Here is a 25268-nt window from a genome sequence, read left to right on the forward strand (position 1 = left end):
CCTTTTTTCTAAACCCGACTAAACTGATCGGGTATGGGAAGTATCATATTGGAGAGCGCGTGAACAGCGGCACCCTGGATCGCCTGCGCCCGGGTGAGAGTGCCCATGTGGTGGGGCTGGACCCGGCCCATCCGCTGCGCCGCCGCCTGCTGGAACTGGGCTTTGTGCGCGGAGCGCGGGTGACGGTGGTGCGCCGCGCCCCGCTGGGCGATCCCCTGGAAATCCGGGTGAACGGCACCGATCTGGCGCTGCGCGCGGGCGACCTGCGCGGCATCCGAGTGCGCCAGTGACTGCCGTATTTCCCCCCGCTGATGTCCATATTCCCGACGAGGCCGCGTGCCAGGACACCCTGGACCGCCTCAAGGGGGCCAGCGAGCCCCGGGTGGTGGTGGTGGGCAATCCCAACGTGGGCAAGACCACCCTGATCAACGTGCTCGCCGGAACGCGGCTGAAGGTGGGCAACTGGTCCGGCGTAACCATCGAGAAGCGCGAGGCGCGGCTGGAACACGCCGGACGGCCGGTACACCTGCTCGACCTGCCCGGCGCGTATTCGCTCAGCCCGCACACCCCCGAGGAACTGGTTGCCCGCACCGCCCTGCTCGACGAGGCCCCCGACGCCGTGCTGAATGTGCTGGACGCCGGGAACCTGGAGCGCAACCTGTACCTGACCCTGCAGCTGCTTGACTTCCGGCTGCCGGTGGCGGTGGCCCTCAATCTGGTGGACGAGGCGAAGAACAAGGGCATGACCGTGGACGCCGCCGCGCTGTCCCGCGCGCTGGGCGTACCGGTCACACAAACGGTGGCCAGCCGCAGCCAGGGCACGGGCGCGCTGATGGGTGATGTTCTCCAGGGAGCCACTCTGGGAGTAGCGGTGCGCTACCCCGTCCCGATCGAGGCCGCCGCCAGCGACCTGACCAACCGCATGGCGGCGCTGCCCACCCTGCCGCCACACGCCCACCGCTACCTCGCGCTGGCGCTGCTGGAAGGAGACCCCAGCGTGCGCGGGCGGCTGGCCGCCACCGGCCACACGGCGCTGCTGGACGCGGCGGACGCACACCTCGCGGCGCTGGAAACAGAGGGCATTGACCCACTGATCGAGATTGCCGAGGCCCGCTACGCGCGTGCGGGCGACCTCGCGCGGCTGGCTGTGCCCCAGGCACAGGCGCGGCGGACCCTCAGCGAACGGCTGGACCGGCTCGCCCTGCACCCGCTGCTGGGCATTCCCATTTTCCTGGCGCTGGTGCTGCTGGTCTTCCGCCTGACCTTCAGCGTGGCCTCGCCCTTTGTGGACCTGATCGGCGGACCGCTGCAGGAAGTCATCGGCGGCTGGGCCGCGGCGGCACTGAGCTGGTTCCCGCTGGGCCGCGATCTGGTGGTCGGGGCGATCATTCCGGGGGTCGGCACGGTCCTGAGCTTCCTGCCTACCCTGCTTGTGCTGTACCTCGCCATGAGCTTTCTGGAAGACAGCGGCTACATGGCCCGCGCCGCCTTCCTGATGGACCGGGCCATGCGCAACATCGGCCTGGACGGACGCTCGTTCATTCCGCTGATCCTGGGCTTCGGGTGCAACGTGCCGGCCATCTACGCCACCCGAGCGCTGGAACGGCGCAGCGACCGCGTGCTGGTCAGCATGATCCTGCCGTTCATGAGCTGTTCGGCGCGGCTGCCGGTGTACGTGGTGTTCGCCGCCGCGCTGTTTCCGCGCTCGGGCAGCTGGCTGGTGTGGGCCATGTACGTGCTGGGCATGGTGGTGGCCTTCGGCTTTGCCCTGGTGCTGCGCCGCACCACCCTGCCCGCCGAGGGCGGCGGCGTGCTGCTGGAACTGCCCCCGTACCGTTTTCCCGCGTGGAAGGTGCTGTGGAAGCACGCGTGGCGGCGGACCGCCAGCTTTGCGCGCCGTGCCCGCACCACCGTGATGGGCACCGTGGCCGTGGTGTGGCTGCTGCTCGCGCTGCCCGCCGTCTCGGGCGAGAAATTTGCCAGCGTGCCGCCGCAGGACAGCCTGTTCGGCACGGTCAGCCAGGCCGTCTCTCCCATCTTCGCGCCGCTGGGCTTCGGGGACTGGCAGGCAACCGGCGCGCTGGTGCCCGGTTTTATCGCCAAGGAGGTCGTGGTGGGCACCCTGGGCCAGATCTACCTGGGTGAGATTGCCGCCAACCCCGAGCCGCTGGGCGTGCTGGACGGCGTGCAGCAGACCCTGAGCGCCACCTGGGACACCATCAAGGCCAGCGTTTCGGCCATTCCCACCGTGCTGGCGCTGCCCAGCCTGGGGGCAGACACCTCCGCAGATACCCAGACGCCTCTGGCGGCGGCGCTCGCCCGGGCCTTTTCCCCCGCCTCGGCACTGTCGTATCTGGTGTTTGTGTTGCTGTACACGCCGTGTATCGCCACGGTGGGGGCCATGGCCCAGGAACACGGACGGCGACTGGCGTGGACCACGGTGGCGTGGCAGCTGGCAACCGCCTGGATCGTGGCCTTCCTCGTGTACCAGATCGCCGTGAGGCTGCTGTGATGGGGGGTGGGTGGTGAGCGCTCCGCTGGCCGTGATTCTGCGTGCCGTGGCCGGAGCGCCGCGCACGCCCGCCGAGCTCGCCCGCGACCTGGGCAGCAGCGAGGCGGCCCTGAGCGGCATGCTCAGAACCCTGCAGTCCAGCGGCTACGTGCAGGAGGCCGTGCCCGAGATAGGCGGCTGCGCGTGCGGGCCCTGTGCCCTCAAGAGCATGTGCCGCAACGCCGACAGCGGCGCAGATGATGATCACACCGTCCCCGCCGAGGCCACACCGCTGGGCCTGCTGCGGCTGACCCCGCGCGGAGAGGCGTACCTGCAGCGCACTGCGGGCTGAGGCTGACCCCGGCCGGAGTTCGTCCCGTGTGCCCACCACGCCACCTATACTCCGCGCCATGACCTCCACCGCCCCAGGTCGCCCACCGGTCAGTCCGTGGGTGCTGTCTGCCTTCTGGTTCGGCACGGCCTTTCACTGGCTGGTTCTGCTGCTGATCCTGATGCCCGCCAACGTGGAGACCTTCGTGGGTTCCGCGAGCAAGGGCACGTACCTGGGCGCACTCGTCGCCATCGGCGCGGTCATGGCGCTGGTGCTGCCGCCGCTGGTGGGCGCGCAGAGTGACCGCACCGGGCGGCGGCTGCCGTACCTGCGCCTGGGCGTGGGCGTGAACCTGGTCGGGCTGGCGGTCATGGGCTTTGCGGCCATGACCCTGAGCGGCATGACCGGGTTCTGGGTGTACGTGCTGGGTTTCCTGCTGGTGCAATTTGGCAACAATTACGCCACCGCGCCGTATTCGGCCCTGATTCCGCAGCTCGTTCCCCCCGAGCAGCGTGGACGCTACAGCGGTGTGATGGCGATGCTGCAGGCCGCCGGACAGCTGCTGGGCGCGGTCGCCGCCTTTGTGGTGGGCCTGCTGAAGCTGCCGGTGGTCGTATCGTTCGTGCTGATCGCCGTGGTCTTGCTGCTGCCCGCACTGGTGACCATGCGCGGCATTCCCGAGGCGACCGGCACCGCGCCCATCCGCGCCGGGGGCCGCACCCTGAGCGTCACGGAACTGTTCGCGCATCAGGCGTTCCTGTGGGTGTTCGTCACGCGGGTGCTGTTCGCGCTGGGGCAGTACAGCGTGCAGCCCTTCTTGCAGTACTACAACCGCGACGTGCTGGGCCAGCGCGATGCCGGCACAAGCACCTCCATCATGCTCGCGTGCATCATCGTGGGCAGCATTCTCTCGGCCCTTGTGGGGGGACGCATCAGCGACCGGGTGGGACGCAAGCCGGTGATCTATGTGGCGGGCTCCACCATGGCGGTCGCTGCCCTGCTGCTGCTTGTCGCGCCGGGGTACGAAGCGGCCCTGGCGCTCGCCGTGTTGTTCGGCCTGGGCTTCGGGGCCTTTACCAGCGTGGACTGGGCGCTGGGCAGCGACGCCATGCCCAGTGCGAGCAGCTACGCCCGCGACATGGGCATCTGGCATGTGGCCTTCGTCGCTCCGCAGATGAGCAGCGCTCCGCAGGGCGCCCTGCTGGACTGGGGCAACGCGCGGGGCGGCAACCTGGGCTACACCCTGGTCTTCGGCATTGCCGCCGTGTTCTTCATGCTGGGGGTGCTGCTCGTGCGCAGGGTGCCGGACCGGGCGCAGCGCACGCAGCTCGCTCATTGAGCGTGCCGGAAACCTTGACCGCGACTTCAGACGGTGCCGTGCCTCCCAGACCCGCCCGGCGCGGTGTGGCAGCCTCCAGAACATGACCAACGACACGAACCACAACGCGGGCCAGGACCTGAGCCACGAAGACGCGGTCAGGAAGATCGCCGCGATCATCAAGGACACCAAGTTCGCCATGCTCACCACCACCGCCGACACGGGCCGGATGCACGCCCGACCCATGACCACCCAGCAGACCGAGTTCGACGGTGACCTGTGGTTTATCGGCGGCAAGGACACCGAGGGCGTGCACGACATGCGCCGGCGCCCGCAGGTCAACGTCAGCTATTCCAACCCCGACGCCAGCGAATACGTGAGCATCACCGGCACAGCCGAGCTCGTCGAGGACCGCGCCAAGCTCGACGAGCTGTGGAGCGACTTTTACAAGACCTACTTCGATGGGGGCAAGGACGATCCCAACATTCAGCTGATCAAGATCAACGCCCACGGTGCGGAATTGTGGGCGGGTCCCGGCAAGATCAAGGCGCTGTACGAGCTGGCCAAGGGAGCGGTCACCGGCCGGCGCGGCGACATGGGCACCAACGAGACGGTCGACCTGTAGACCCGAACACCACCCGTCCAAACACCACCCAAAGAAACCGCCCGGTCAGATTCGCCGGGCGGTTTCCTGTGGAGCTGTGGCGTGGACGCCCGGGACTACTTGAGGGCCTTGATCACGGCGCTGGTCAGGTTGGTGGCACTGTCGTTGGCATACAGCACGAGGTTGTTCTGGGCCGCCACCTGACGGTCGAGAACCACGCTGTAGCCGTTGGCCTTGGCCACCTTGGCGACCGCCACGTTCAGCTTGGACGCCACCGGCTGGAAAGCCGTGGCGACGCGGTCGCGGTAGGCGCTCTGCGCGCTGGCGTAGGCCTGCTGGGCCTTCACGAGCGCCTGCCGGTCTGCGGCGCTGCCGGTGGCGGCCGCCTTGGCAGCCAGCGTCTGGAGGCCCTGCTGCTTGGCCTTGAGGTCCGTCTCCACGCGGGCGCTGAGGTCCAGATACGCCTTGCTGTCGGGCAGCGCCTTGACGGCGGCCTGCACGTCAACGAACCCCACGCGGTTCTTGCCACTCTGGGCATGCGGAACGGTGGCGAGCAGCGCCAGCGGCAGGAGCATCAGAAATCTGTTCACGAAAAAACCTCCGGAGGGGGCACACGATCAGCCCCGCGGCTGTGCGGCGCGGGGCGTTCGCTGGGCGGTGAGGACTTCGTCGCTACGCGGAGATCAGGGTTTCAGGGCCTTGAGGGCCGCGTCGGTCAGCTCGGCGGTGGGGTCGGCGTAGATCACCAGACCGCTCTTGGCCGCCACGTCCCGGTCCATCACGACGGCGTAACCGTTGGCCTTGGCCACCGAAGACACGGCCGTATCGACGGCCTTCTCCACAACCGCGATCTTGGGATTGATCTGCTTGTCGTAGCCGTCGGCCTTGCTCTGAATGGTCTTGATCAGCGTCTCGCGCTGCTGCTTCTCGGCTGCCGAGGCGCCCGCACCCTTGGCATCAATGGCCTTGATCTGCTTGTCGAGGGCGCCCAGTTCGGCATCGGCCTTGGACTGGATGTCCTTGATGTCCTTGTCGTTGGGGTGGGCGGCCAGGAGTTTGGAAACGTCCACAAAACCGACCTTCTGCGGAGCAGTCTGTGCGTGCGGGGCAAGGGTGCCCAGGCCGAACGTGGCGACGAGAGCAAGGGGAGCCAGGGCTTTGGCGGTCATCTTCATAAAATGAAAGCTAGCACGCTGTTTTCTGAGCGGAATGAACCGCTCCACAGCCCCCTCACATCCCCGGTCAGGGGCCGGTCAGACGGGGCTTTTCTCTGCGCTCCTCGGTCCACTTCGGCCGCCCGTTCGGACCACTCCGGCTGCTTGCAGCGACGTTTCTGCCCTCCCCGACTCCCGCCTGGAATCCACTACACTTCAAAGCATGCTCGTACGCGACTGGATGACCGCCGACCCCGTGACCGTCACCCCCGACACGCCCGTCATGGACGCCCTGAAGATCCTCAAGGAGGGCAACTTCCGCCGCCTGCCGGTGATGGACGGCGGCAAACTGGTGGGCATCACCACCCGCAAGGACCTCAAAGACGCCATGCCCAGCAAAGCGACCACCCTGAGCGTGTGGGAGCTGAACTACCTGCTGAGCAAGCTCACGGTGGCCGAGATGATGGCCCGCCCCGTGATCACGGCGGCCGAGGGCGAGTACATGGAAGACGCCGCGCTGCGCATGCAGGAACACCACGTGGGAGGTCTGCCGGTTCTGAATGACAGCGGCAAGCTCAGCGGCATCATCACGACCATGGACGTGCTGCGCGCCTTCACCGACATTCTGGGCATGCGGGAGGGCGGTCAGCGCATCACGGTGGAGATGCCCGACACGCCCGGCAGCCTGGAACGGGCCACCAAGGCGGTCATGCCCAGCAACATCATCAGCGTCGCCACCTACGACGGACGGGGCGACCGCCGCCGCTTCGTGCTGCGCGTGAACGGCGAGCAGACCGAGAGCGTCAAGCAGCGCGTGCGCGACTCGGGCATCACCGTGCTGGACTGAGCTGTGCCACAGACCCCCGCCGGGCGAACACCTTCCCGGCGGGGGTCTTGGCCTACAACACCCTGTGCTTTACCCCAGCGCGGCCCACGCCGCCTGCACCGCCACACCACGTTCAAAGCGGCGGCCCAGGCCCGCGAAGGCGTCTTCCAGAATGCCCGCGATGCCCAGGGCGTCGTAGCGGTCGGCGTACCCCATGGTGCTGATGCGGAACACGGTGTCCTCATGGGGGGCCTGACCCGGCAGGGCACGCTGCCCCAGTTCGGCCAGCCGGGCGGCAATCTGTCGGCCGGTCAGGCCCTCGGGGGCCCGGAGCACGGCCACGGCGGGGCTGGTGCGCTCAGCCCATGGCGGGCAACCCAGGGCGGTGCCGGCGGCGATCAGCGCGTCGGTCTTGCGGCGCTGCTCGGTCCACAGCACCTCCAGCGGCACGCTCAGCGGGCGGTCGAGCGCAGCAGACAGCGCGTACATCAGGTTGATGTTGGGGGTCTGCGGCGTGTTGCCGGCCTTCTGACCCTTGAGTTCACGGGTCAGGTCCAGGTAAAAACCATGGGCGGTGTCCTGCACCATGCGTTCCTGCACCTGCGGGCTGAACAGCGCGAAACCCAGTCCCGGCGGGGTGGCCGTGCCCTTCTGGCTGCCCGAGACGATCACATCCACCCCCCACGCGGCGGGCCGCAGCTCGGCCACGCCGTAGCTGGTCACGCCATCGGCAATGATGATCAGGTCAGGATTCTGGGCCCGCGCCGCGCCCGCGATGGCGGCGAGATCGTGCAGCGCCCCGGTGCTCGTCTCGCTGTGGGTGATCAGCAGGGTGTGGACGCCGCGTGAGGCCTCGGCCACCTCCTGCGGGTCCAGCACGTCGCCCCACGGCCGCGCCACGATGCGGGTGTCGTAGCCGAAGCGCTGGGCCATCTCGCCCCAGCGTTCGCTGAACTTCCCAGCCTGGGCATTGACCACCCGGGCCCCGGCGGGCGTGGTGCTCACTAGGGCGCCCTCGAAGGCTCCCGTGCCGCTGCTGGTGGTGATCACGGCGTCGTAGGGATCGCCCAGCAGCCGGGTCAGCTTCTGGCGCGCCTCCATCAGTTTCTCGATGCCGGCCTGGGCGCGGTGGTGCATCTGCGGCTGGGCCAGCTCCAGCAGCACGCGCGGGTCGACCTCCACCGGTCCCGGCGCAATCAGGCGCTCGCGGTTGAGGGACACGTGGGCGTCATGGGCGGCAGTCTGGAGATCGGGGGCCGTCTGGGTCATGCCTTCCAGGGTAGTCCTGCAGGCGGCATATAGAAGCGAGAGGTCTGACCCACCCCGAGCCGGGACACGCCCGCAGGGAACGAAGGGGCGGGGCGGCGCGTACTGACCCACAAACGAGGTGAGGCCAGTGCACGCCATAGAAACCGACCGCCTGAGCAAACTGTATGCCCCCGGCGTGGGTCTGTTGCCGCTGAACCTCACGGTGCCGGTGGGCGAGATTTTTGGGTTCATCGGCCCCAACGGAGCGGGCAAGACCACCGCCATCCGCACGCTGCTGGGCTTTCTGCGGGCCTCGGGCGGCAGCGGACGCATCCTGGGACACGACGTATGGGCGCAGCGTGTGGCCGTTCACCGGCAGGTGGGCTATCTGTCCGGCGAGCTGCACCTGCCCCGTGGCCACAGCGCCCGCGAGCTGATGAACCGCAGCGTGCGCCTGCGAAGGGGCACAGACACCCACTACGGCGTGGAGGTGGCCCGGCGGCTGGGGCTGAATCTCGATGCCCGGCTGGGCACCCTGAGCAAGGGCAACCGCCAGAAGGTGGGCCTGACCCTGGCGCTGATGCACCGCTGCAACCTGCTGATTCTCGATGAGCCCACCGATGGACTGGACCCGCTGGCACAGGAAACGGCGCTGGACCTGCTGCGTGAAGCCCGCGCGGAGAACCGCACGGTGTTTCTGTCCAGCCACGTTCTGAGTGAGGTGGAAGCTGTTGCGGGGCGGGTGGGCCTGATCCGGCGCGGCGAGCTGATCCGGGTGGAGGGGGTACAGGACCTCAAGGCCAGCCTGCCGCAACAGCTGCGGGTGCGCTTTGCCACGCCTCCGCGCACGAACCTGGCCGCGCTGGGCGGCATGAGCGCTGCGGTGGCCCGCGACCTGGACTTCAGCGGCGCGTGGCGTGGCCCCCCCGACGACCTGTTGCGGGCCCTGGCCGGCGAATCCATAAGCAGCTTCAGCCTCACGCCGTCCTCTCTGGAAGACGCCTTTCTGGGGGAATACCGCGTGGATGAAGTTGGCCTTTCGCCCTCCGGAGCGGCACAGTCCAGGGACCCCGACCATGTGGGTTGAAGCGTTTCGTCAGGCCCTGCGCGACTCAGGGCGCAGCCTGATGTGGTGGGCGGTGGGCCTCACCCTGTACGTGGGGATGGTGATGGCGTTCTTTCCGCTGCTCAAGGACAATGCCGCCATTGACGATCTGTTGCGGAGCCTGCCCGAATCCTTGCGGGCGCTGACCGGCGACAACCTGGGCACCCCCACCGGCTACGTGAGCGGCGAACTGCTGATGATGATGCCCGTGCTGCTCAGTGTGTTTGCCAGCCTGCAGGGCTCGGCCCTGGTTGCGGGGCACGAGGAGCGCGGCTGGCTGGAGTTCCCGCTGGCCCAGCCGCTGACCCGGGGCGCGCTGCTGCTGGGGCGCACGCTGGTTCTGCTGACCCTGCTGCTGGCGCTGGGAACCGTGCTGTTTCTGAGCACCTGGGGGGCCGGACAGGTGTTCGGCGCTCCTCTGCCCGCCGGACGGCTGGCCGGCACAGTGGCCCTGCATGTTCTGGGGGCGTGGCCCTTCGGGGCGCTGGCCCTGGCGCTGGGCGCGGCCACGGGCCGCAGCGGTCTGGCCGCCGGTGTGGGGGCGGGGCTGGGCATCGGCCTGATGGTGCTGCAGAGCGTGTCGGCGCAGGTCCCGGTCCTGAACGACCTGGCCTGGCTCAATCCGTGGAAGTACGTTCTGACCGACCTGCCGCTGGAAAACGGTGTCGCCGTGTGGCCCGCAGTGGTCTTCCTGCTGGTGGGCGCGGCGCTGCCCGCGCTGGCCGCGCCTGCCTTCGGCGGCCGAGACGTGGGCCGGTGAGAACGGGCGGCATGAACTTTAAACAACCCTGATTTTTCCGGTCACGTGCCCTGCGCCCCGTAGACTGCCGCATGCGAATCGTGATCGTGGGCGGCGTGGCCGCCGGCATGAGCGCCGCCAGCCGCGCCATGCGTCACAACCCACACGCCGAGGTGGTCGTCTTCGAACGTGGTGAGTACATCAGCTACGGAGCCTGCGGGCTGCCGTATGTGCTGGGCGGGGAGGTCAAGGACTTTGAGGCGCTGATTGCCCGCACACCGCAACAGATGCGTGGGCGCGGCATCAGCGTGCGGCTGCGCCACGAGGTCACCGGCGTGGACGCGGGGGCACGCACCGTCACGGTGGTGGACCATGCCTCCGGGCGCAGCGTGGCCGAGCCGTATGACCAGTTGCTGCTCGCCACCGGGGTTTCGGCCATCCGGCCCGACTGGGCCAGAACCGAGCTGAGCGGCGTGCATGTGCTGCGCGACATTCCCGATGGACAGGCCATCGAGGCGAGCCTTCAGGGGGCCAGCAGGGCCATCATCGTCGGAGGCGGGTACATCGGCCTGGAACTGGCCGAGGCACTGAGCTGCCGGGGCCTGAGTGTGGCGGTGGTGGAAAAGGCCCCGGAAGTGGCCGGACGCATGCTGGACCCGGAATACCAGCACCGGGTGCGCGGCGAACTGGAGGACAACGGCGTCACCGTGCATTGCAGCACCACCGTAGAGGGCCTGACGGGCAGGGACGGGCGCGTGACCGGCGTGCAGACCGACGGCGGCTTTCTGCACGCCGACATGGTGATCGTGGCGGTGGGCGTGCGCCCCAACGTGGACCTGGCCCGCGCTGCGGGCGTGCGCATCGGCAAGACGGGCGCCGTGGCCGTCAACATCCGGCAGGAAACCAGTGTGGCAGGCATCTTCTCGGCGGGCGACAACACCGAATCCATCCACCGGGTCACGCGCCGCAAGGTCCACATTCCGCTGGGCCTGACCGCCAACCGCATGGGCCGCGTCGCCGGGGTGAACATGGCGGGCGGCGACGCCACGTTTCCAGGCGTGGTGGGCAGCAGCATCTTCAAGACCTTCGGGCTGGGCGTGGCCCGCACCGGCCTGACCCAGCAGGAGGCCGGGACGCTGGGCCTGGACGCCGTCAGCGTGGATGTCCGCAGCACGGACCACGCCGGGTACTACTCCACGGCCAAGCCCATCTACGTGCGCCTGACCGCCGAGCGCGGAACGGGCCGGCTGCTGGGCACGCAACTGGTCTGCCACAACCACGAGAGCGTCAAACGGGTGGACGTGGTGGCCGCCCTGCTGCACGGCCGGGGCAAGGTCCAGGACCTGTTCGAGACCGACCTGTCCTACGCGCCACCGTTCTCCGGCGTCTGGGACGTTTTGCTGGTGGCTGCCGACCGCCTGAGCCGGGAGATTCACAAGAACAGCGAGTAGCGCAGGAACACTTCCGGCGCATTTTCTGCCCACGTCCCCTCATCCTGAACCCCCCCACGGACCCAGCGCCGATAATGCCCCGGTGACACACAGCGCAGCGCGACCGTTCCGCACAGCAGCACCCCTCCCGGTCACCTCCAGATGAGGCGATGGCGCAGCTGGGACCGCAACGGACAGCTGGGCATCCTCAACGGGTGGGGCGTGTTCGTGGGCGACGGTTTTCTGAACGTGACCGTGGTGGTGGCGGGCTTCGCTTCCAAACTGGGAGCGCCCAACTGGGTGATTGGACTGCTGCCGGCCATTGCCGGGGGCGGGTGGATGCTGCCGCAACTGCTGGTGGCCGCTCGGGTCCGCAGCCTGCCGTACAAGCTGCCCGTATACCGCTCGGCGGCCCTGGTGCGGACCCTGACCTATCTGGCGATGGTCCTGATCGCCGCCTTCCTGGCCAATCAGCCGGCGCTGTGCCTGACGCTGTTCATTCTGGCGATGCTGCTGAATTCGCTGGCCTCGGGCGTGGCGGGTCTGCCCTTTCTGGAGGTGATCAGCAAGACCGTCAGCCCCGAGCGCCGTCCGCGCTTTTTCGGTACGCGCAACCTGTACGGCGGGCTGCTGGCCTTCGGAGCGGGGTTGATCGTGCGCTGGATTCTGGGCTCAGATCTGGAGTTTCCCCTCAACTACGCGCTGATCTTCGCGCTGGGCACGGCGGCCTTCACCTTCGGCTACTGGATCTTCGGGCGCGTGACCGAGCCGCCGGACCCTCCGCAAGAAGCGCAGGGCTACCGCGCCGAGTTCCGCGCCATTCCCGAGACGCTGCGCGATCCCCACTTCCGCGCCTTTCTCAGTGTGCGGCTGCTGCTCGCCGGGGCGAGCATGAGCGACCCCTTCTTCGCGGTATACGCCCTGCGGGTGCTGGACTTTCCCCCGGCGATCCTGGGGGCCTTCGTGATGGCGCTGACCGGAGCCGCGCCCCTCTCGAACATCGTGTGGCAGCGCGTGGCCGAGCGCAAGGGTTCGCGGCGAATCATTCGCTACGCCTCGGTGTTTTATGGCCTGGCCCCGCTGTACGCCGCACTGGTGGGGGTGCTGGGGCTGGGCAAGTGGGCGTACCTGGGCGTGTTCATGCTGACCAGCGTGGCCGCGCAGGGCTTTAACCTGGGCCACACCAACCACCTGCTCAACATCGCGCCGCCCACGGCCCGCAGCCGCTACATCGGCACGCTGAATACGCTGGTGGGCGCGGCGCTGTTCACGCCCGTGCTGGGCGGCCTGATCGCCGACCGCTTTGGCTATTACCCTGTTTTCGCCATCAGCCTGATCCTGTGCGCCGCCGCATGGTGGAAGTGTGGGGAGCTGCGGCGGGACGCGTGAGCGGAGGTCAACACTTCAGACAGTGGGCCTGAACCTCTTCCGGGTGTTCTGCGGGTAAAAGAGTTCCCCTTCAGTGCCCCAGAATCTTGCCCAGGAACTGCTTGGCCCGCTCATGCTGGGGGTTGTTGTAGAACTCGTCGGGGGTGGTGTCTTCCACCACGTTGCCCTGATCGAAGAACAGCAGGCGGTCGGCGACCTCACGGGCAAAGCCCATCTCGTGGGTCACGACCAGCATGGTCATGCCGCCGCGGGCCAGGTCCTTCATCACGTCCAGCACTTCCTTGATCATCTCAGGGTCCAGCGCACTGGTCGGCTCGTCGAACAGCATCACCTTGGGGTCCATCGCCAGGGCGCGGGCAATCGCAACGCGCTGCTGCTGACCGCCCGAGAGCTGGGCGGGGTACTTGTGCGCCTGCTCCTCGATGTCCACCCGGCGCAGCAGTTCCAGCCCGCGCTGCTCGGCCTCGGCCTTGCTGACCTTGCGCACGCGGGTGGGGGCCAGCGTGATGTTTTCCAGCACAGTCAGGTGCGGAAACAGGTTGAACGACTGAAACACCATCCCGACCTCGCGGCGGATGGCGTCGAGGTTGCCCTTGCCGTTCAGCGGAATGCCGTCCACCGTGATCTGGCCGCCATCGTGCGGGTCGAGCGCATTGAGGGTGCGGATAAAGGTGCTCTTGCCGCTGCCCGAGGGACCGATGATCACGACCACCTCGCCCGCCCGCACGCTGAGGTTGACGCCCTTGAGGGCCTGAAAGCTGCCGAAATGTTTCTGGACGTTCTCGGCCTGGATGATCGGCGCAGCTTCGGTCATGCGCCCACTTTACCCGCAGGCCAGGGAACAGGGCATAATTCAGGTGGGCCGCCTGACCCGGGGCTCCCGGCTCCCGGCAGACGGGGGCCAGGTCCGTACCCCCTTTCCATTTTTCCAGCCGGTGAAAACTCATGGAAAGGAAGCGTTTCCGGGCCTATGCTAAAATCCGCTATTCCCGACAAACAACGGCGTGCCGCCGATCTGCAACGGCACGTGCGAGGAGAACACATGAAAAAACGAACCCAGAAAGTGACCGCCCTTGTCCTCGGAACTGCCGCCGCCGTCGTCACGGGCACGGCCCTGGCGCAGGGCACCACCTTCCTGACCATCGGCTCGGGCAGCACCACCGGCGTGTACTTCCCGGTGGCGACCGGCATGGCCAAGATGATCAACGACGCCGGCAGTGGTCTGCGCGCCAACGCCCGTAGCACCGGCGGCAGCGTGTTCAACATGAACGCCCTGGCCACCGGAGAGCTCGACGCCGCCGTGGCCCAGAACGACGTGGTGTACTACGCCTACAAGGGCACCGGCCTCGACGCCTTCAAGGGCAAGGCGAACAACAAGATCCGCACCATGGCCGTGCTGTACCCCGAGGTGCTGCATGTGATCGCCCGCAAGGACGCCGGCATCAACAGCATTGCCGACCTCAAGGGCAAGAAGGTGGTCATCGGTGACCTGGGCTCGGGCACCGAGCAGACCGCCGCTCAGGTGATGGACGCCTACGGCCTGAAGTTCGACGACCTGGGTCAGGCGCTGCGCGTCTCGCCGTCGCAGGGCATCTCCCTGATGCAGGACAAGCGCGCCGACGCGCTGTTCTACACCGTGGGCGTGGGGGCCAGCGCCATCGCCCAGATCGCCCAGACGGTGGACGTGAAACTCGTGCCAGTCGCGGGCAACCAGGCCGCCAGCCTGATCAAGAAGTACCCCTTCTACGTGCGCTACAACGTCTCGGCCAACAGCTACCGCGGCATCGGCGCCACCGTGCCCAGCGTCGCCGTGCAGGCCACCCTGGTCACCACCACCGCCCTGAGCGAGGACGCGGTGTACAAGGCCATGAAGGCCGCCTTCGGCGAAGAGAAGGACCTCAAGGCCATCCACCCCGCCCTGGCGAACAACTTCTCCTATGCCAAGGCTGTGCAGGGTCTGCCCGCGCCGCTGCACCCCGGGGCCGTCAAGTTCTTCAAGGAAATGGGCGTCAACGTCAAGTAAGATCACCCATTCGGGCCGGGGCCAGCCACACCGACCACCGGGGCTGGCCCTCCCTTTTAGCAAGGAGATGAGCAGGATATGAGTGATCCCACAAGACCCATCAGCACCGACCCCAGCCTGGAGCCGCCGGGCACCGAGATGACCGAGGGCGAACGCCGCGCCCTGGAGATCGTGGAGGCCGCCGAGACCGGAGGGCGCAAACTGTTTTCGTGGCAAAAGACGCTCGTCACGGTCATCGCCGTGGCGTGGTGCGTGTATCAGATGTACGCCGCGCAGGTGGGCAACATCGACACCCTGACGCTGCGGGCCCTTCACCTGGCTTTTGCCTTCAGCCTGGCCTTCCTGGTCTTTCCCTTCCGCAAGACGCCGGGGCATCCCCAGACGCGGGTGCCGTGGTACGACTGGATTCTGGGAACAGTCGCCACCGGCACCGCCATCTACCTGATCGTGCAGTACCCCTCCATTGCCACGGTGCAGGGCGGCGTGCTGAGCAACACAGACGTCTGGATCGGCAGCGGCATGGTGGTGCTGCTGCTGCTCGCCGCGTGGCGCACCATCGGCATCGCCATGCCCATCGTGGCCTCGGTGTTCATGCTGTACGCCCTGACCGGCCCCCGGGGCCTGATCCGCGGGGATCTGGGGCCGCAGCTGCAGCTGCACGCCGGGCAGACCTGGCCGCAGGTGGTGGGCCAGCTGTTCGCCAACACCGAGGGCATCTTCGGCACCGCCATCGGTGTCTCGGCGCAGATCGTGTTCCTGTTCGTGCTGTTCGGAGCGATCTTCGACAAGCTGGGCGCCGGAGACTGGTTCATGAACGTCGCGCAGGGAGCGCTGGGCGGCTTCCGGGGCGGCCCGGCCAAGGCCAGTGTCCTGAGCAGCGCCCTGAACGGCATCATCAGCGGTTCGGCGGTCAGCAACGTGGTCACGGGCGGCAACATCACCATCGGCACCATGAAGCGGGTGGGATACAGCGCCGAGAAGGCCGGGGCCATCGAGGTCGCGAGTTCCAGCAACGGTCAGCTGATGCCTCCGGTGATGGGCGCGGCGGCCTTCATCATGGCCCAGAACCTGAACATCGAGTACCGCACGCTGATTCTGGCGGCGGCCATTCCCGCGTTCCTGTGCTACGGCGCGCTGCTGGTGGTGGTGCATCTGGAGGCGCTGAAGCTGGGGCTCAAGGGCCTGCCCAGAAACGAGCTGCCGCGCGTGCGCCAGACGCTGCTCAAGGGCTGGTACTATCTGCTCCCGCTGGGCTACCTGATCGGCACCCTGACCATCAACCCCGAGGCCACGCCCGAACGCGTCGCGCTGAACACCATTTTCATGATGATCGTGATGATGTTCCTGCAGGAAGTCTACTTTGGAACCCGGCGCGGACACAGCGTGGGGTGGGGCCTGCGGGACGCCGCCACAAAGCTGATCGAGGCCTTTGAGGGCGGCGCGCGCAGCATGATCGGCATCGCCATCGCCACCGCCGCCGCCGGAATCATCGTGGGCATCGTGACCATCACGGGGCTGGGCTTCGGGTTGGCCGATATCGTTCAGCTGGTCAGCGACGGCGTGCGCACCCTGCTGACGGGTGTGGTCGGCCTGATTCCAGGCCTGAACGCCGAGGCCATCGCGGGCTTCGGGGCCATCCTGATCGTGTTGATGATGGCGCAGCTCATCGCCCTGATCCTGGGCATGGGCCTGCCCACCACCGCCAACTACATCCTGATGAGCGCCCTGATTGTGCCGATCATCGCCCGCATCGCCGGGCTGGACAACACCAACCCGGTGCAGATGCTGCCCGTTCACATGTTCGTGTTCTATTTCGGCATCATGGCCGACAGCACGCCCCCGGTGGCGCTCGCGGCCTTCGCCGCGGCGGCCATCAGCGGCGGCAATCCGGTGGCGACCGGCGTGCAGGCCTTCAAGTACGAACTGCGCACGGCGCTGCTCGCCTACATGATGTTCTTCAACCCACAGTTGCTGCTGATTGCCAACGACCGCCTCAGCGGACTGCCCTTTGGTGAGGCGGTCCTCATGATCCTGTTTGCCTTTACCGGCCTGGTCGCCTTCAGCGCCGCGACGATGCGGTTTCTGCACCGCAAGACCAATCCCGTGCAGGCACTGATGCTGCTGGTGGCCTCGTTCATGCTGATCATTCCCACCCACATGCTCGTTAACCTGGCGGCGCTGGGATTGATCGCGCTGGTCTATTTCTGGCAGAAGGCGGGCAGCCGCCGCGAGCCTCCCAGCTCTGTTCCGGCCACCACCTGAGCCCCGGCGTGGGCCACCTTCCTGCCCCCGGCCGTCTGGCCGGGGTTTTTCCTGGCCTGCACCGCCTGATCCGCGCCGCCTGATCTGCGGGGCGCCGCCCCAAAAGCTGTCAGGATAGGGCCGTGACCCGCCCTCCGCCGCCCCCTTCCCCGGTGCGCCCGCCGTCTGCCGGGCGCGACTGGCGCGCAGCGCAGGACGTGCGCGACCTGCTGAGGCGGCTGTGGGCCATTCCCCTGGTCCGGCTGGTGGCGTACGCGGCGCTGCTGCTGCTCGCCGCGCGGGCGCTGCTGTGGGGCACACGGCTGCTCGCGGGCGTTCTGCTCACGGTGCTGGGCGCCTACGCGCTGGCCTTTCTGGTCAACCCGATCCTGGAATGGCTGGAGCACCGCCGGGTGGGCCGCATGGTGGGGGTGCTCGTGCTGCTGCTGCTGATCTTCGGCCTGACCACCCTGCTCGTCATGACCCTCAGCCAGCAGATCACAGGCCTGATCAGCGGCATTCCCGTGATTGCCATCAACCTCAAGGTCGCGCTGTTCAACGTCCTTGACCGACTTGACCGCATTCCCGGCGTCGAGGGCCTCAAGGGCAGCGTCAGCACCTACATCGACGAGCAGACGAGCAACATCACCCAGAACGCCGGGCCGCTGCTGGAGCGGCTGCTCAATTCCGGACCCAATGTCCTGAACACCCTGTCCAACCTCGTGGGGTGGCTGGGGCAGCTGGGGTTCATCATCACGCTCGCGGCGTACTTCATGCTCGATTACGACCGGGTGGGAGCCAGCCTGCTGCGGGTCTTTCCGCGCCAGGCCCAGCCCACGGTGCTGCGGCTGGCCGAGGACGTCAGCCGCAGTTTCGGGGGCTTTCTGCGCGGACAGCTGCTGCTGATGCTGACCGGCGCGCTTCTCTCGGCGCTGGGGCTGCTGGCCCTGGGGGTGCCCAACGCCCTGGCCCTGGGCGCACTGAGCGGGCTGCTGAGTCTGGTGCCGTATGCCGGAATCGTGGTGGCCGCCGCCGTCGCCATGCTGCAGGCCATCCCGCAGGGTACGGCCATCATCGCGCTGGTCGCGGGGCTGTACTTCATCATCAACCAGCTGCAGGGCAACGTGCTCGGGCCGCTGATCATGGGCCGGGTGGTGCGCCTGAGCCCCGCCGCCATCCTGATCGCGCTGCTCGTCGGGCTCGCGCTGGCAGGGCCGCTGGGCGCAATCATCGCCATTCCCACCGCCACGCTGTTCAAGCGGTGGCTGGAGCGCTACTGGATGACCAGCCCGGCCTACACCGGCCAGCCCGGCGCGGTACCGGCCGATACCGACCCGCCACGCCGGTAGGGCCGGGCTACGCAGGGGGCCGTTCCAGCCTGCAGGCCGCTATCCTCAGGTCCATGACCGCTGTCCCCACCGTGACCACCACCTACGACCCCCACAAACATGCGGCCCTGCTCGCCGAGTACTGCCTGTACGCCGCGCGGGGAGAGCGGCTGCTGGTCACCGGCGGCATCGAGGCGGCGCCGCTGCTGCGCGAGGTCACCCGCGCCCTGCTGCTGCGCGGCGCACGTCCGGTCACCCGCCTGGAATACCCGGGCCAGAATGACGATCTGGCCGAACTGGCCTCCGATGAAGTACTGGGCAGCTTCCACGCCGCCGAGGCCGCCGACTTCGGGGCGCTGGACGGCAGCCTGCGGGTTCTGACCCCCGAGACGCCGGGACAGGTGGCCGCCGCACGGCGCGCGCAGCTGCTCGCCTCGCGCGCGCCGCTGGCGAACATCCGCTCGCAGCGCAAGTGGAGCCTGACCCTCTACCCCACCGCCTATGCCGCTGCCCAGGCCGGCATGACCGTGCCCGAGTTCGCGGACTTCGTGGCACGCGCCATGTTCCTGGACCGCGCCGATCCGGTCGCCGCCTGGGGTGAGGTCCGCGAGAAGCAGGCCCGGCTGATCGAGCGCCTGAGCGTGGGGGACCGCGTAAGGATCGAGGCGCCGGGCACCGACCTGACCCTGCGGGTGGAGGGCCGGTCCTGGGCCAACAGCGACGGCAAACGCAACATGCCCTCGGGCGAGGTCTTCACCGGGCCGCTGGAGGACAGCGCCGAGGGCGTGGTGACCTTCACGGTGCCCGCGCTGTACAACGGCCAGAGTGTACGCGGCGCGCGGCTGGTGTTCCGCGCCGGCGAGGTGGTCGAGGCCAGCGCAGACGAGGGTGAGGACGTGCTGCGTGCTGCGCTGGACACCGATCCCGGCGCGCGCCGTCTGGGAGAACTGGGCATCGGCACCAACGACGGCATCCAGCAGCCGACCGGCAACATCCTCTTCGACGAGAAGATCGGCGGGACCGTTCATCTCGCGCTGGGCCGCAGCTACCCCGAGACCGGCGGCACCAACACCAGCGGCATTCACTGGGACCTGATCACCGATCTGCGCGGCAGCGGACGCCTCAGCGTGGACGGCGAGGTGATTCAGGAAAACGGAGTGTTCGTCTGAGCCGGTCGCCCGGCCCCATCTGGGTGCTGTCCGGCAGCCCGGGGGCGGGCAAGAGCAGCGTGGCGCGGGCCTTGCTCGGACATGTTCCGCACGGCCTGCACCTGCCGGTGGACGATCTGCGCGAACTGGTTGTCTCCGGACGGGTCGGCCCCAGCCTGGACCACCCGCCCGAGGCCGTGCGGCAGTTCGGGCTGGCCCGCCGCGCCGCGGCCTTCCACGCCCGCCTGTACGCCGAGGCTGGCTTTGCCGTGGTGGTGGACGACGTGCTGTGGCCTGCCGATCTGGACACGATGGCCCTTCACTGGCAGGGACTGGAGGTCCGCCCGGTCTTTCTGAATCCCAGCCTGGCGGTCACCCAGGCGCGCAACGCGGCCCGCACGGGCAAAACCTTCGACCCCCGCATCCTGGAGCCGATGATCGCCGCGCTGTACCCCACCATGCCCCCCGCCGATTACCTCGCGGCGGGCTGGCGGGTGCTGAACACCTCGGCCCTGAGCGTCGAGGACACCGTCGAGGCCCTGCTGTCCGGGTAGGTCAGCCGATCACCCGTTTCACCGTTGCGGCGTAGCTGGGCGGGTACATCACCGCAAACTGACCGCGCTGATCGGCCCACACCCGGGCGAAGTCGGCGTACCCCATCGCCACGTAGCCCAGCAACGGGTCCATCAGGTACGCCTGCTTTGCGGCGTCGTCGTAGCCCACCACCACGCGCCAGTGCGGAACCACCTGCCCACTGGCCGTGATGTGCGACTGCAACGCGATCAGCGGCAGGCCGTTGCGGATGGCGGCGCGCACGGTGTCCAGCGAGCCGTGCGCGTACAGCCGGGCCTCCAGCCCCACCTGCGGCGCGAAGTCCACGATGGCCTGCGCGGTCATGTACGAGCGTTCGGTGGGGCGGGTGTGGCGGCTGACCTCGGCCATGTCGGCCTTGAGGCCGTAGTACCGCAGCACCTGCGTGATGCTGGCCGGACCACACGCGTTGTAGCTCTGACGCACCAGCGGCATGCCCGACAGAACGTAACCGGGCGGCGGGGCGGCGGACGGAGTGGCAGCCCGGGCCGGGGCCGCAGTCAGCAGCAACAGCAGGGCGAAGCGAAGAAGACGCACCGCACCACTGTGCCGCGCCGACTGTCACGCGGGTCTTTCAGGGGTGCACTTATACCCGGGTCAGGTCCTTGGGCAGCGGCAGGAACTCGATCTCCGGATGCTGTTCGGCGGTGTATTCCAGGTCGTACTTGCTGCGGAACAGCATGACGGGCCGGCCCTGGTCGTCCTCGACGTGGCGGGCGAAGCGGGCCACCGATCCGGCGTCTCCGGCGAGCCAGCGCACCAGCCCGTAGCCGGTGATGTTGAGTTCCACGTCCACGCCGTATTCCTCCAGCAGCCGGGCCTGGAAGACCTCGAACTGCAGGGGGCCCACCGCGCCCAGGTAGGGGTCGCGCGCTCCATCGGTCGGGAAGAACACCTGCACCACCCCTTCCTCGGCAAGCTGGGTCAGTCCTTTCATGAAGGCCTTGCGCTTGCCCACGTCCTTGAGGGCCAGCGTGGCGAAGGTCTCGGGGGTAAAGCGCGGAAAGCTGGGCAGCGTCACCTTGGTGTCCAGACTGATCACGTCCCCGATCTGGAACACGCCAGGGTTCACCAGCCCCACAATGTCGCCGGGATACGCTTCCTCGACCTTCTCGCGGTCCTGGGCGAACAGGGTGTGCGCCTGCGAGAGCCGCAGCTTGCGCCCGGTGCGGGTGTGCGTGACGTCCATGCCGCGCGTGAAGTGCCCACTCATGACGCGCATAAAGGCGGTGCGGTCGCGGTGGTGCTTGCTCATGTTCGCCTGCAGCTTGAACACGAAGCCCGCAAACGGAGCTTCCGGATCACGCTCGCCCACGCTGGTCTCGGTAGGTCCGGGCGGTGGAGCCAGCTCCACGAAGTTGCTCAGGAAGTGCTCGACCCCGAAGTTGTTCATGGCGCTGCCAAAGAACACCGGAGTCAGCTCGCCCGACAGAAAGGCCGCCGCATCGAACTCGGGCATGGCGGCTTCAATCAGTTCCACGTCCCCCTTGAGCTTGGCCGCCAGATCGGCCCCGACCAGCCCAATCAGCCGGGGATCGTCCAGGCCCGCCGTCTGCATGGGGGCACGGTGCTTGCCGCCCGAGGTGCGCTCGAAGGCGAGCACCTGTCCGGTCTGGAGGTCGTACACGCCCTTGAAGTCCGGGCCGTCCCCGATGGGCCATGTCAGCGGCACCGCCGTGATCTGCAGGACATTTTCCAGCTGCTGCAGCAGGTCGAAGGGGTCCAGGGCCGGACGGTCCATCTTGTTCACGAAGGTCAGAATCGGGATGTGGCGGTTGCGGCACACCGCAAACAGCTTCTCGGTCTGGGCCTGCACGCCGCGCGCCGCGTCCAGCACCATCAGGGCGCTGTCGGCGGCCGTCAGGGTGCGGTAGGTGTCCTCACTGAAGTCCTGGTGTCCGGGGGTGTCGAGCAGGTTGATGTGCCGCCCGGAATACTCGAAGGTCAGCGCCGAGCTGGAGATGGAAATGCCGCGCTGCTGCTCGATGCTCATCCAGTCGGACTTGGTGTGCGAGCGGCCTTCCTTGGCGGTAACCGATCCGGCTTCCAGGATCGCACCTCCGTACAGCAGCAGCTTTTCGGTGATGGTCGTCTTGCCCGCGTCCGGGTGCGAGATGATGGCGAAGGTGCGGCGGCGCGCGATTTCTTGCTCCAGCTGAGCAGTGGGTAGGGTCATGAAAAACACTCCTGCGGGGGGGGGCCAGGCGTGGCCCGGGTTTGAGAACACCTGAGTTTGGGAAGAACAGCACAGCGCCTGCGACTCACGCTTACGGCGGCGGGAGGAGGCGTGTCATCCGGCCATGATACCGCAGGGGCGGGGCCGGAAGGAGCCGGGCCCAGGCCGGGCCGCACAGAACCGGAAGCCCGGGCCAGGAGCGCCGTGACCCCGCATGGCGAAGGGTGAAGCGGCTGGGGGCCGGTCACCCAAACGCCGCCAGCCCCGCCTTCACCGTTCCCACCCGCGCCTCGATCAACCGCTGCGGATCGCGGTTGTACCCCCCGGCCATCACGGTCACGAGCGGAATGCGGGCGCGGGCGGCCCAGCGGAACACCCGCTCGTCGCGCCGCCGCACGCCAGTCACGCTCAGGGCCAGCTTGCCCAGCTGATCTCCGGCGAGCACGTCGGCCCCCGCGAGGTAGAAGGCGAAGTCCGGCCGGAAGGCGGCGACCACCGGAGCCACCCGTTCGTCAAGCGCCGCGAGGTAGGCCGCGTCCGCCGTGCCGTCGGGCAGGGCGATGTCCAGCCCGCCCACCTCCTTGCGAAAGGGATAGTTGTTCGCGCCGTGCACGCTGACGGTCAGGGCCCGTGGCTCGGAGGCCAGCAGGGCCGCCGTGCCGTTGCCCTGATGCACGTCCAGATCCAGAATCACGATGCGCCGGGCGTGGCCACCGTCCAGCAGCCAGCGGGCGCTGATCACCACGTCGTTCAGGAAAGAGAAGCCCTCGGCGTGGTCGGCGTAGGCGTGGTGGGTGCCGCCGCCGAAGTTCAGGCCCAGGCCCACACTCAGGGCGTCGCGCGTGGCGGCCAGGGTCGCGCCGCTGCTGCCCAGTCCGCGCTCCACCACGGCGGGCGTCCACGCAAAGCCCAGCGCCCGCTCCTCGGCGCGCGTGACCTCGCCGCTGCGCCAGCGTGCCAGATACGCCGGATCATGAACCCGTTCGGCCAGCGCCCACGGCAGGTCGGGGGCTTCCTCCAGCGGCAGCTGTCCGGCCACCTGTCCCAGCAGCTGCAACATCGCCTCGCGCCCCATGAACTGCCGCCGGGGCGCGGGCTGGCCAGCGTAGGCGGCGCGGCGATAGGCGGTCCAGGCACGGTAGGGGTGGGCGAAGGCAGGCATGAACACCGGCAGGCTACAGTCTGGGCATGAACGCCCTGATGCAGCGCCTGAACCTGCGCGTGCCGGTGGTCCTCGCGCCGATGGCGGGCGGCCCCGGCACGCCGGAACTGGCCGCCGCCGTGTGTGAGGCCGGCGGACTGGGCAGCGTGGGCTCGGCATACCTGACCCCCACCCAGATCCGCGAGGCCGGGGCCCAGGTCCGGGCACGAACCGACCGGCCCTTTGCCCTGAACGTGTTCGTGCCCGAAGAAAGTGCGTGGCCGGAGGCAGAGGCCGTTGCGCGGGCCGCGGCAGAACTGGCCCCCTTTCACGCGGCCCTGAAACTGCCCCCGCCCACGCTGCCGCAGCGGGTCTCCGAGGACTTCGCCGCACAGTTCGCGGCGGTGCTGGAGGTGCGCCCAGACGTGCTCTCCTTTACCTTTGGACGGCTGAGTGCGGACCATCTGCGGGCGTTGCGGGCGCGGGGCATCCTGACGGTGGGCACAGCCACGGGCCTCATGGAAGCGCGGGCACTGGAGACCGACGGCGTGGACGCCATCGTGGTGCAGGGCGGCGCAGCGGGCGGGCACCGTGGGGGCTGGCTGGAGGACGAGCTGGCCGACACGCCCACACTGACCCGCAGCGTGGCGGCAGCGGTGGGGGTGCCGGTGATCGCGGCGGGCGGCGTGATGAACCGCGCCGGGGTGCGCGCCGTGCTGGACACCGGGGCCAGCCTTGCGCAGTGCGGCACGGCCTTTCTGCGCGCGGCGGAGGCAGGGACGTCCGCGCCGTACCGGGCAGCGCTGGCGGCGGCAGGGCCGAGCGACACCACCCTCACCCGCGCCTTCAGCGGCCGCCCGGCGCGGGGACTGCGCAACGCCATGACGCGGGCGGCCGAGCAGCCCCTTCCCTATCCGTACCAGAACGCCCTGACCCGCCCGCTGCGGGCGGCGGGAACGGCGGCCGGCCGCGCGGACGTGCTGAGCCTGTGGGCCGGGGAGGGGGTGGAGCAGGGCCGCGAGGACACCGCGGCAAACATCCTCGCCGCGCTGTGGTGAACAACGCTGCGGCAAGTGAGGTTCGGCTCCGCTCCCTGCGTTCCGGCGATGAGGAGTCCGCCGTGCGCTGGGGCGCAGACGAAGCGTTTTGCCGGGCCGTCGACTGGCCGCCCGGCCTGAGCGCCGCACACCTGCGGGCGCACTGGCAGGACCTCATCGCCGCCACCGAACCGGACTTTCTGCGGCTGGGCATAGAGCGGGGCGGAAGGCTGGTCGGCTACACCGATCTGGCCCACATCACGGACCACGGCGCAGAGTTTGGCATCGCCATCGGCGAGCGGACGCTGTGGGGCAGCGGCGTGGGCACGGCAGCGGGGCAGCAGACGCTGACCCACGCCTTCGGTCCGCTGGGCCTGCGCCGGGTCCACGCCGAGGTTCACCTGCCCAACCTGCGCTCGCACGCCCTGATGAGGCGGCTGGGCTTCCGTGAACTCGGGCGGGCGGGGGCACAGGAGTATCAGGGGCAGATCGTGCCGGTCGTGCGCTACCGCCTGGACCGGGTGGACTTCACGCCGTAACCGTGTGTCCCGCCGCCCGCAGGGCCTCCACTGCCCGGGCCAGCTTCTCCTGGGGCACGAGGACGTAGTCCGTGTCGAAGGTCGACAGGGCGAAGATGCCGACGCCCGCGTCGCGCAGCGGGTTCAGCACGGCCGCCAGGATGCCGGTCAGGGTGAACTCGAAGGGCCCGTGCAGCCGCAGCGCCGCCCAACCGCGCTGGGCACGGACCTCCGGGGGAACAGCCGCCGCACCGCACACCACCGATACCTCGCCGGGCGCGCCGGTCACGCTCCACAACTCGCCGGAGGTGGCCCAGACCGGCACACCGGCCTCCGCAGACAGCTGGCATACAGCGTACTCGTCGGGCAGAACAGACAGGGTCAGGGACATACTGCCGAGGATAGGGGAACGGCACAGCGCTCCGGCGGG

Annotated in this window: 25 protein-coding genes; 17 read left to right on the forward strand and 8 right to left on the reverse strand. The window is 68.6% G+C overall.

Going from position 1 to position 25268, the window contains the following annotated elements; translation table 11 throughout:
* Positions 1–59: 59 nt before the first annotated feature.
* From IEY21_RS06635 to IEY21_RS06655, 5 genes are all read left to right on the forward strand, one after another.
* On the forward strand, positions 60–290 hold the full coding sequence (locus IEY21_RS06635) for a FeoA family protein (RefSeq protein WP_188902610.1): 231 nt from the start codon (positions 60–62) through the stop codon (positions 288–290).
* Positions 287–2512, forward strand: coding sequence for a ferrous iron transport protein B (gene feoB / locus IEY21_RS06640; protein WP_188902612.1), 2226 nt, complete (start codon positions 287–289; stop codon positions 2510–2512). Before IEY21_RS06635 ends, feoB begins: the two co-directional genes overlap by 4 nt.
* 13 nt (positions 2513–2525) lie before the next feature.
* Positions 2526–2843, forward strand: coding sequence for a helix-turn-helix domain-containing protein (locus IEY21_RS06645; RefSeq protein WP_188902614.1), 318 nt, complete (start codon positions 2526–2528; stop codon positions 2841–2843).
* Between the two features lie 58 nt (positions 2844–2901).
* Positions 2902–4161: an MFS transporter gene (locus IEY21_RS06650; RefSeq protein WP_188902616.1), complete on the forward strand. Its 1260-nt coding sequence runs from the start codon at positions 2902–2904 to the stop codon at positions 4159–4161.
* 82 nt (positions 4162–4243) lie between these two features.
* A complete protein-coding gene (locus tag IEY21_RS06655; protein ID WP_188902618.1) occupies positions 4244–4765 on the forward strand; it encodes a pyridoxamine 5'-phosphate oxidase family protein in 522 nt (173 codons plus the stop codon).
* 95 nt (positions 4766–4860) lie between these two features.
* Here IEY21_RS06655 and IEY21_RS06660 read toward each other — a convergent pair whose 3' ends face one another.
* Together IEY21_RS06660 and IEY21_RS06665 are read right to left on the reverse strand one after the other, a co-directional pair.
* Positions 4861–5334, reverse strand: a complete 474-nt coding sequence (locus IEY21_RS06660) for an OmpH family outer membrane protein (protein ID WP_188902620.1) — start codon at positions 5332–5334, stop codon at positions 4861–4863.
* 93 nt (positions 5335–5427) lie between these two features.
* Positions 5428–5919, reverse strand: a complete 492-nt coding sequence (locus tag IEY21_RS06665; RefSeq protein WP_188902622.1) for an OmpH/Skp family outer membrane protein — start codon at positions 5917–5919, stop codon at positions 5428–5430.
* A 202-nt stretch (positions 5920–6121) separates the two neighbouring features.
* On the opposite strand from IEY21_RS06665, the gene IEY21_RS06670 reads away from it, so the two are divergent.
* Positions 6122–6745 (forward strand): CBS and ACT domain-containing protein, encoded by a 624-nt coding sequence (locus IEY21_RS06670; protein ID WP_188902625.1) that lies wholly within the window; start codon positions 6122–6124, stop codon positions 6743–6745.
* Between the two features lie 69 nt (positions 6746–6814).
* On the opposite strand, the gene IEY21_RS06675 is transcribed toward IEY21_RS06670, so the two are convergent.
* Positions 6815–7993 (reverse strand): aminotransferase class V-fold PLP-dependent enzyme, encoded by a 1179-nt coding sequence (locus tag IEY21_RS06675; protein ID WP_188902627.1) that lies wholly within the window; start codon positions 7991–7993, stop codon positions 6815–6817.
* A gap of 127 nt (positions 7994–8120) precedes the next feature.
* On the opposite strand from IEY21_RS06675, the gene IEY21_RS06680 reads away from it, so the two are divergent.
* From IEY21_RS06680 to IEY21_RS06695, 4 genes are all read left to right on the forward strand, one after another.
* On the forward strand, positions 8121–9059 hold the full coding sequence (locus IEY21_RS06680) for an ABC transporter ATP-binding protein (protein ID WP_188902629.1): 939 nt from the start codon (positions 8121–8123) through the stop codon (positions 9057–9059).
* Complete coding sequence (locus IEY21_RS06685; RefSeq protein WP_188902631.1) at positions 9049–9837, forward strand: ABC transporter permease subunit; 789 nt, start codon at positions 9049–9051, stop codon at positions 9835–9837. The genes IEY21_RS06680 and IEY21_RS06685 overlap by 11 nt, the downstream gene beginning before the upstream one ends.
* 71 nt (positions 9838–9908) lie before the next feature.
* Complete coding sequence (locus tag IEY21_RS06690; RefSeq protein WP_188902633.1) at positions 9909–11267, forward strand: FAD-dependent oxidoreductase; 1359 nt, start codon at positions 9909–9911, stop codon at positions 11265–11267.
* Between the two features lie 141 nt (positions 11268–11408).
* Entirely contained in the window at positions 11409–12635 is a 1227-nt protein-coding gene (locus IEY21_RS06695; protein ID WP_188902635.1) for an MFS transporter, read from the forward strand.
* A 70-nt stretch (positions 12636–12705) separates the two neighbouring features.
* Here the strand turns inward: IEY21_RS06695 and IEY21_RS06700 are convergent, their stop codons facing one another.
* Positions 12706–13449, reverse strand: a complete 744-nt coding sequence (locus tag IEY21_RS06700; protein ID WP_308424826.1) for an amino acid ABC transporter ATP-binding protein — start codon at positions 13447–13449, stop codon at positions 12706–12708.
* 228 nt (positions 13450–13677) lie between these two features.
* Here IEY21_RS06700 and IEY21_RS06705 point away from each other — a divergent pair, with 228 nt between their 5' ends.
* The 5 genes from IEY21_RS06705 to IEY21_RS06725 all read left to right on the forward strand — a co-directional run bounded on the left by IEY21_RS06705 (position 13678) and on the right by IEY21_RS06725 (position 19929).
* Positions 13678–14658, forward strand: coding sequence for a TAXI family TRAP transporter solute-binding subunit (locus IEY21_RS06705; RefSeq protein WP_188902637.1), 981 nt, complete (start codon positions 13678–13680; stop codon positions 14656–14658).
* Positions 14659–14736: 78 nt separating this feature from the next.
* Positions 14737–16920, forward strand: a complete 2184-nt coding sequence (locus tag IEY21_RS06710) for a TRAP transporter permease (RefSeq protein WP_188902639.1) — start codon at positions 14737–14739, stop codon at positions 16918–16920.
* A 122-nt stretch (positions 16921–17042) separates the two neighbouring features.
* A complete protein-coding gene (locus IEY21_RS06715; RefSeq protein WP_188902641.1) occupies positions 17043–18248 on the forward strand; it encodes an AI-2E family transporter in 1206 nt (401 codons plus the stop codon).
* 53 nt (positions 18249–18301) lie between these two features.
* Positions 18302–19396: an aminopeptidase gene (locus tag IEY21_RS06720; protein ID WP_188902643.1), complete on the forward strand. Its 1095-nt coding sequence runs from the start codon at positions 18302–18304 to the stop codon at positions 19394–19396.
* Between the two features lie 23 nt (positions 19397–19419).
* Positions 19420–19929 carry a P-loop nucleotide/nucleoside kinase family protein gene (locus IEY21_RS06725; RefSeq protein ID WP_188902646.1) on the forward strand — a complete coding sequence of 170 codons (510 nt, stop codon included), beginning with the start codon at positions 19420–19422 and terminating at the stop codon, positions 19927–19929.
* A gap of 1 nt (position 19930) precedes the next feature.
* Here IEY21_RS06725 and IEY21_RS06730 read toward each other — a convergent pair whose 3' ends face one another.
* The 3 genes from IEY21_RS06730 to IEY21_RS06740 all read right to left on the reverse strand — a co-directional run bounded on the left by IEY21_RS06730 (position 19931) and on the right by IEY21_RS06740 (position 23304).
* On the reverse strand, positions 19931–20503 hold the full coding sequence (locus tag IEY21_RS06730; RefSeq protein WP_229752936.1) for a C39 family peptidase: 573 nt from the start codon (positions 20501–20503) through the stop codon (positions 19931–19933).
* Positions 20504–20552: 49 nt separating this feature from the next.
* Entirely contained in the window at positions 20553–22142 is a 1590-nt protein-coding gene (locus IEY21_RS06735) for a peptide chain release factor 3 (RefSeq protein ID WP_188902648.1), read from the reverse strand.
* A gap of 244 nt (positions 22143–22386) precedes the next feature.
* Positions 22387–23304, reverse strand: a complete 918-nt coding sequence (locus tag IEY21_RS06740) for a histone deacetylase family protein (RefSeq protein ID WP_188902650.1) — start codon at positions 23302–23304, stop codon at positions 22387–22389.
* Positions 23305–23330: 26 nt separating this feature from the next.
* Here IEY21_RS06740 and IEY21_RS06745 point away from each other — a divergent pair, with 26 nt between their 5' ends.
* The gene (locus IEY21_RS06745; protein ID WP_188902652.1) at positions 23331–24341 is read left to right on the forward strand and encodes an NAD(P)H-dependent flavin oxidoreductase; all 1011 of its coding nucleotides are present in this window, start codon (positions 23331–23333) and stop codon (positions 24339–24341) included.
* Complete coding sequence (locus IEY21_RS06750; RefSeq protein ID WP_188902654.1) at positions 24338–24859, forward strand: GNAT family N-acetyltransferase; 522 nt, start codon at positions 24338–24340, stop codon at positions 24857–24859. Before IEY21_RS06745 ends, IEY21_RS06750 begins: the two co-directional genes overlap by 4 nt.
* On the opposite strand, the gene IEY21_RS06755 is transcribed toward IEY21_RS06750, so the two are convergent.
* Positions 24849–25229: an ACT domain-containing protein gene (locus IEY21_RS06755; RefSeq protein WP_188902656.1), complete on the reverse strand. Its 381-nt coding sequence runs from the start codon at positions 25227–25229 to the stop codon at positions 24849–24851. The two genes, IEY21_RS06750 and IEY21_RS06755, sit on opposite strands and share 11 nt — an antisense overlap.
* Positions 25230–25268 lie beyond the last annotated feature (39 nt).

The organism is Deinococcus aerophilus (assembly GCF_014647075.1).
Lineage (GTDB): Bacteria > Deinococcota > Deinococci > Deinococcales > Deinococcaceae > Deinococcus > Deinococcus aerophilus.

Bases quoted from the DNA above. Each gene is read 5' to 3' on its own strand.
- IEY21_RS06650 (WP_188902616.1), top strand. From the start codon at position 2,902: ATGACCTCCACCGCCCCAGGTCGCCCACCGGTCAGTCCGTGGGTGCTG.
- IEY21_RS06655 (WP_188902618.1), top strand. From the start codon at position 4,244: ATGACCAACGACACGAACCACAACGCGGGCCAGGACCTGAGCCACGAA.
- IEY21_RS06665 (WP_188902622.1), bottom strand. From the start codon at position 5,919: ATGAAGATGACCGCCAAAGCCCTGGCTCCCCTTGCTCTCGTCGCCACG.
- IEY21_RS06670 (WP_188902625.1), top strand. From the start codon at position 6,122: ATGCTCGTACGCGACTGGATGACCGCCGACCCCGTGACCGTCACCCCC.
- IEY21_RS06675 (WP_188902627.1), bottom strand. From the start codon at position 7,993: ATGACCCAGACGGCCCCCGATCTCCAGACTGCCGCCCATGACGCCCAC.
- IEY21_RS06685 (WP_188902631.1), top strand. From the start codon at position 9,049: ATGTGGGTTGAAGCGTTTCGTCAGGCCCTGCGCGACTCAGGGCGCAGC.
- IEY21_RS06690 (WP_188902633.1), top strand. From the start codon at position 9,909: ATGCGAATCGTGATCGTGGGCGGCGTGGCCGCCGGCATGAGCGCCGCC.
- IEY21_RS06695 (WP_188902635.1), top strand. From the start codon at position 11,409: ATGAGGCGATGGCGCAGCTGGGACCGCAACGGACAGCTGGGCATCCTC.
- IEY21_RS06700 (WP_308424826.1), bottom strand. From the start codon at position 13,449: ATGACCGAAGCTGCGCCGATCATCCAGGCCGAGAACGTCCAGAAACAT.
- IEY21_RS06705 (WP_188902637.1), top strand. From the start codon at position 13,678: ATGAAAAAACGAACCCAGAAAGTGACCGCCCTTGTCCTCGGAACTGCC.
- IEY21_RS06710 (WP_188902639.1), top strand. From the start codon at position 14,737: ATGAGTGATCCCACAAGACCCATCAGCACCGACCCCAGCCTGGAGCCG.
- IEY21_RS06720 (WP_188902643.1), top strand. From the start codon at position 18,302: ATGACCGCTGTCCCCACCGTGACCACCACCTACGACCCCCACAAACAT.
- IEY21_RS06735 (WP_188902648.1), bottom strand. From the start codon at position 22,142: ATGACCCTACCCACTGCTCAGCTGGAGCAAGAAATCGCGCGCCGCCGC.
- IEY21_RS06740 (WP_188902650.1), bottom strand. From the start codon at position 23,304: ATGCCTGCCTTCGCCCACCCCTACCGTGCCTGGACCGCCTATCGCCGC.
- IEY21_RS06745 (WP_188902652.1), top strand. From the start codon at position 23,331: ATGAACGCCCTGATGCAGCGCCTGAACCTGCGCGTGCCGGTGGTCCTC.
- IEY21_RS06755 (WP_188902656.1), bottom strand. From the start codon at position 25,229: ATGTCCCTGACCCTGTCTGTTCTGCCCGACGAGTACGCTGTATGCCAG.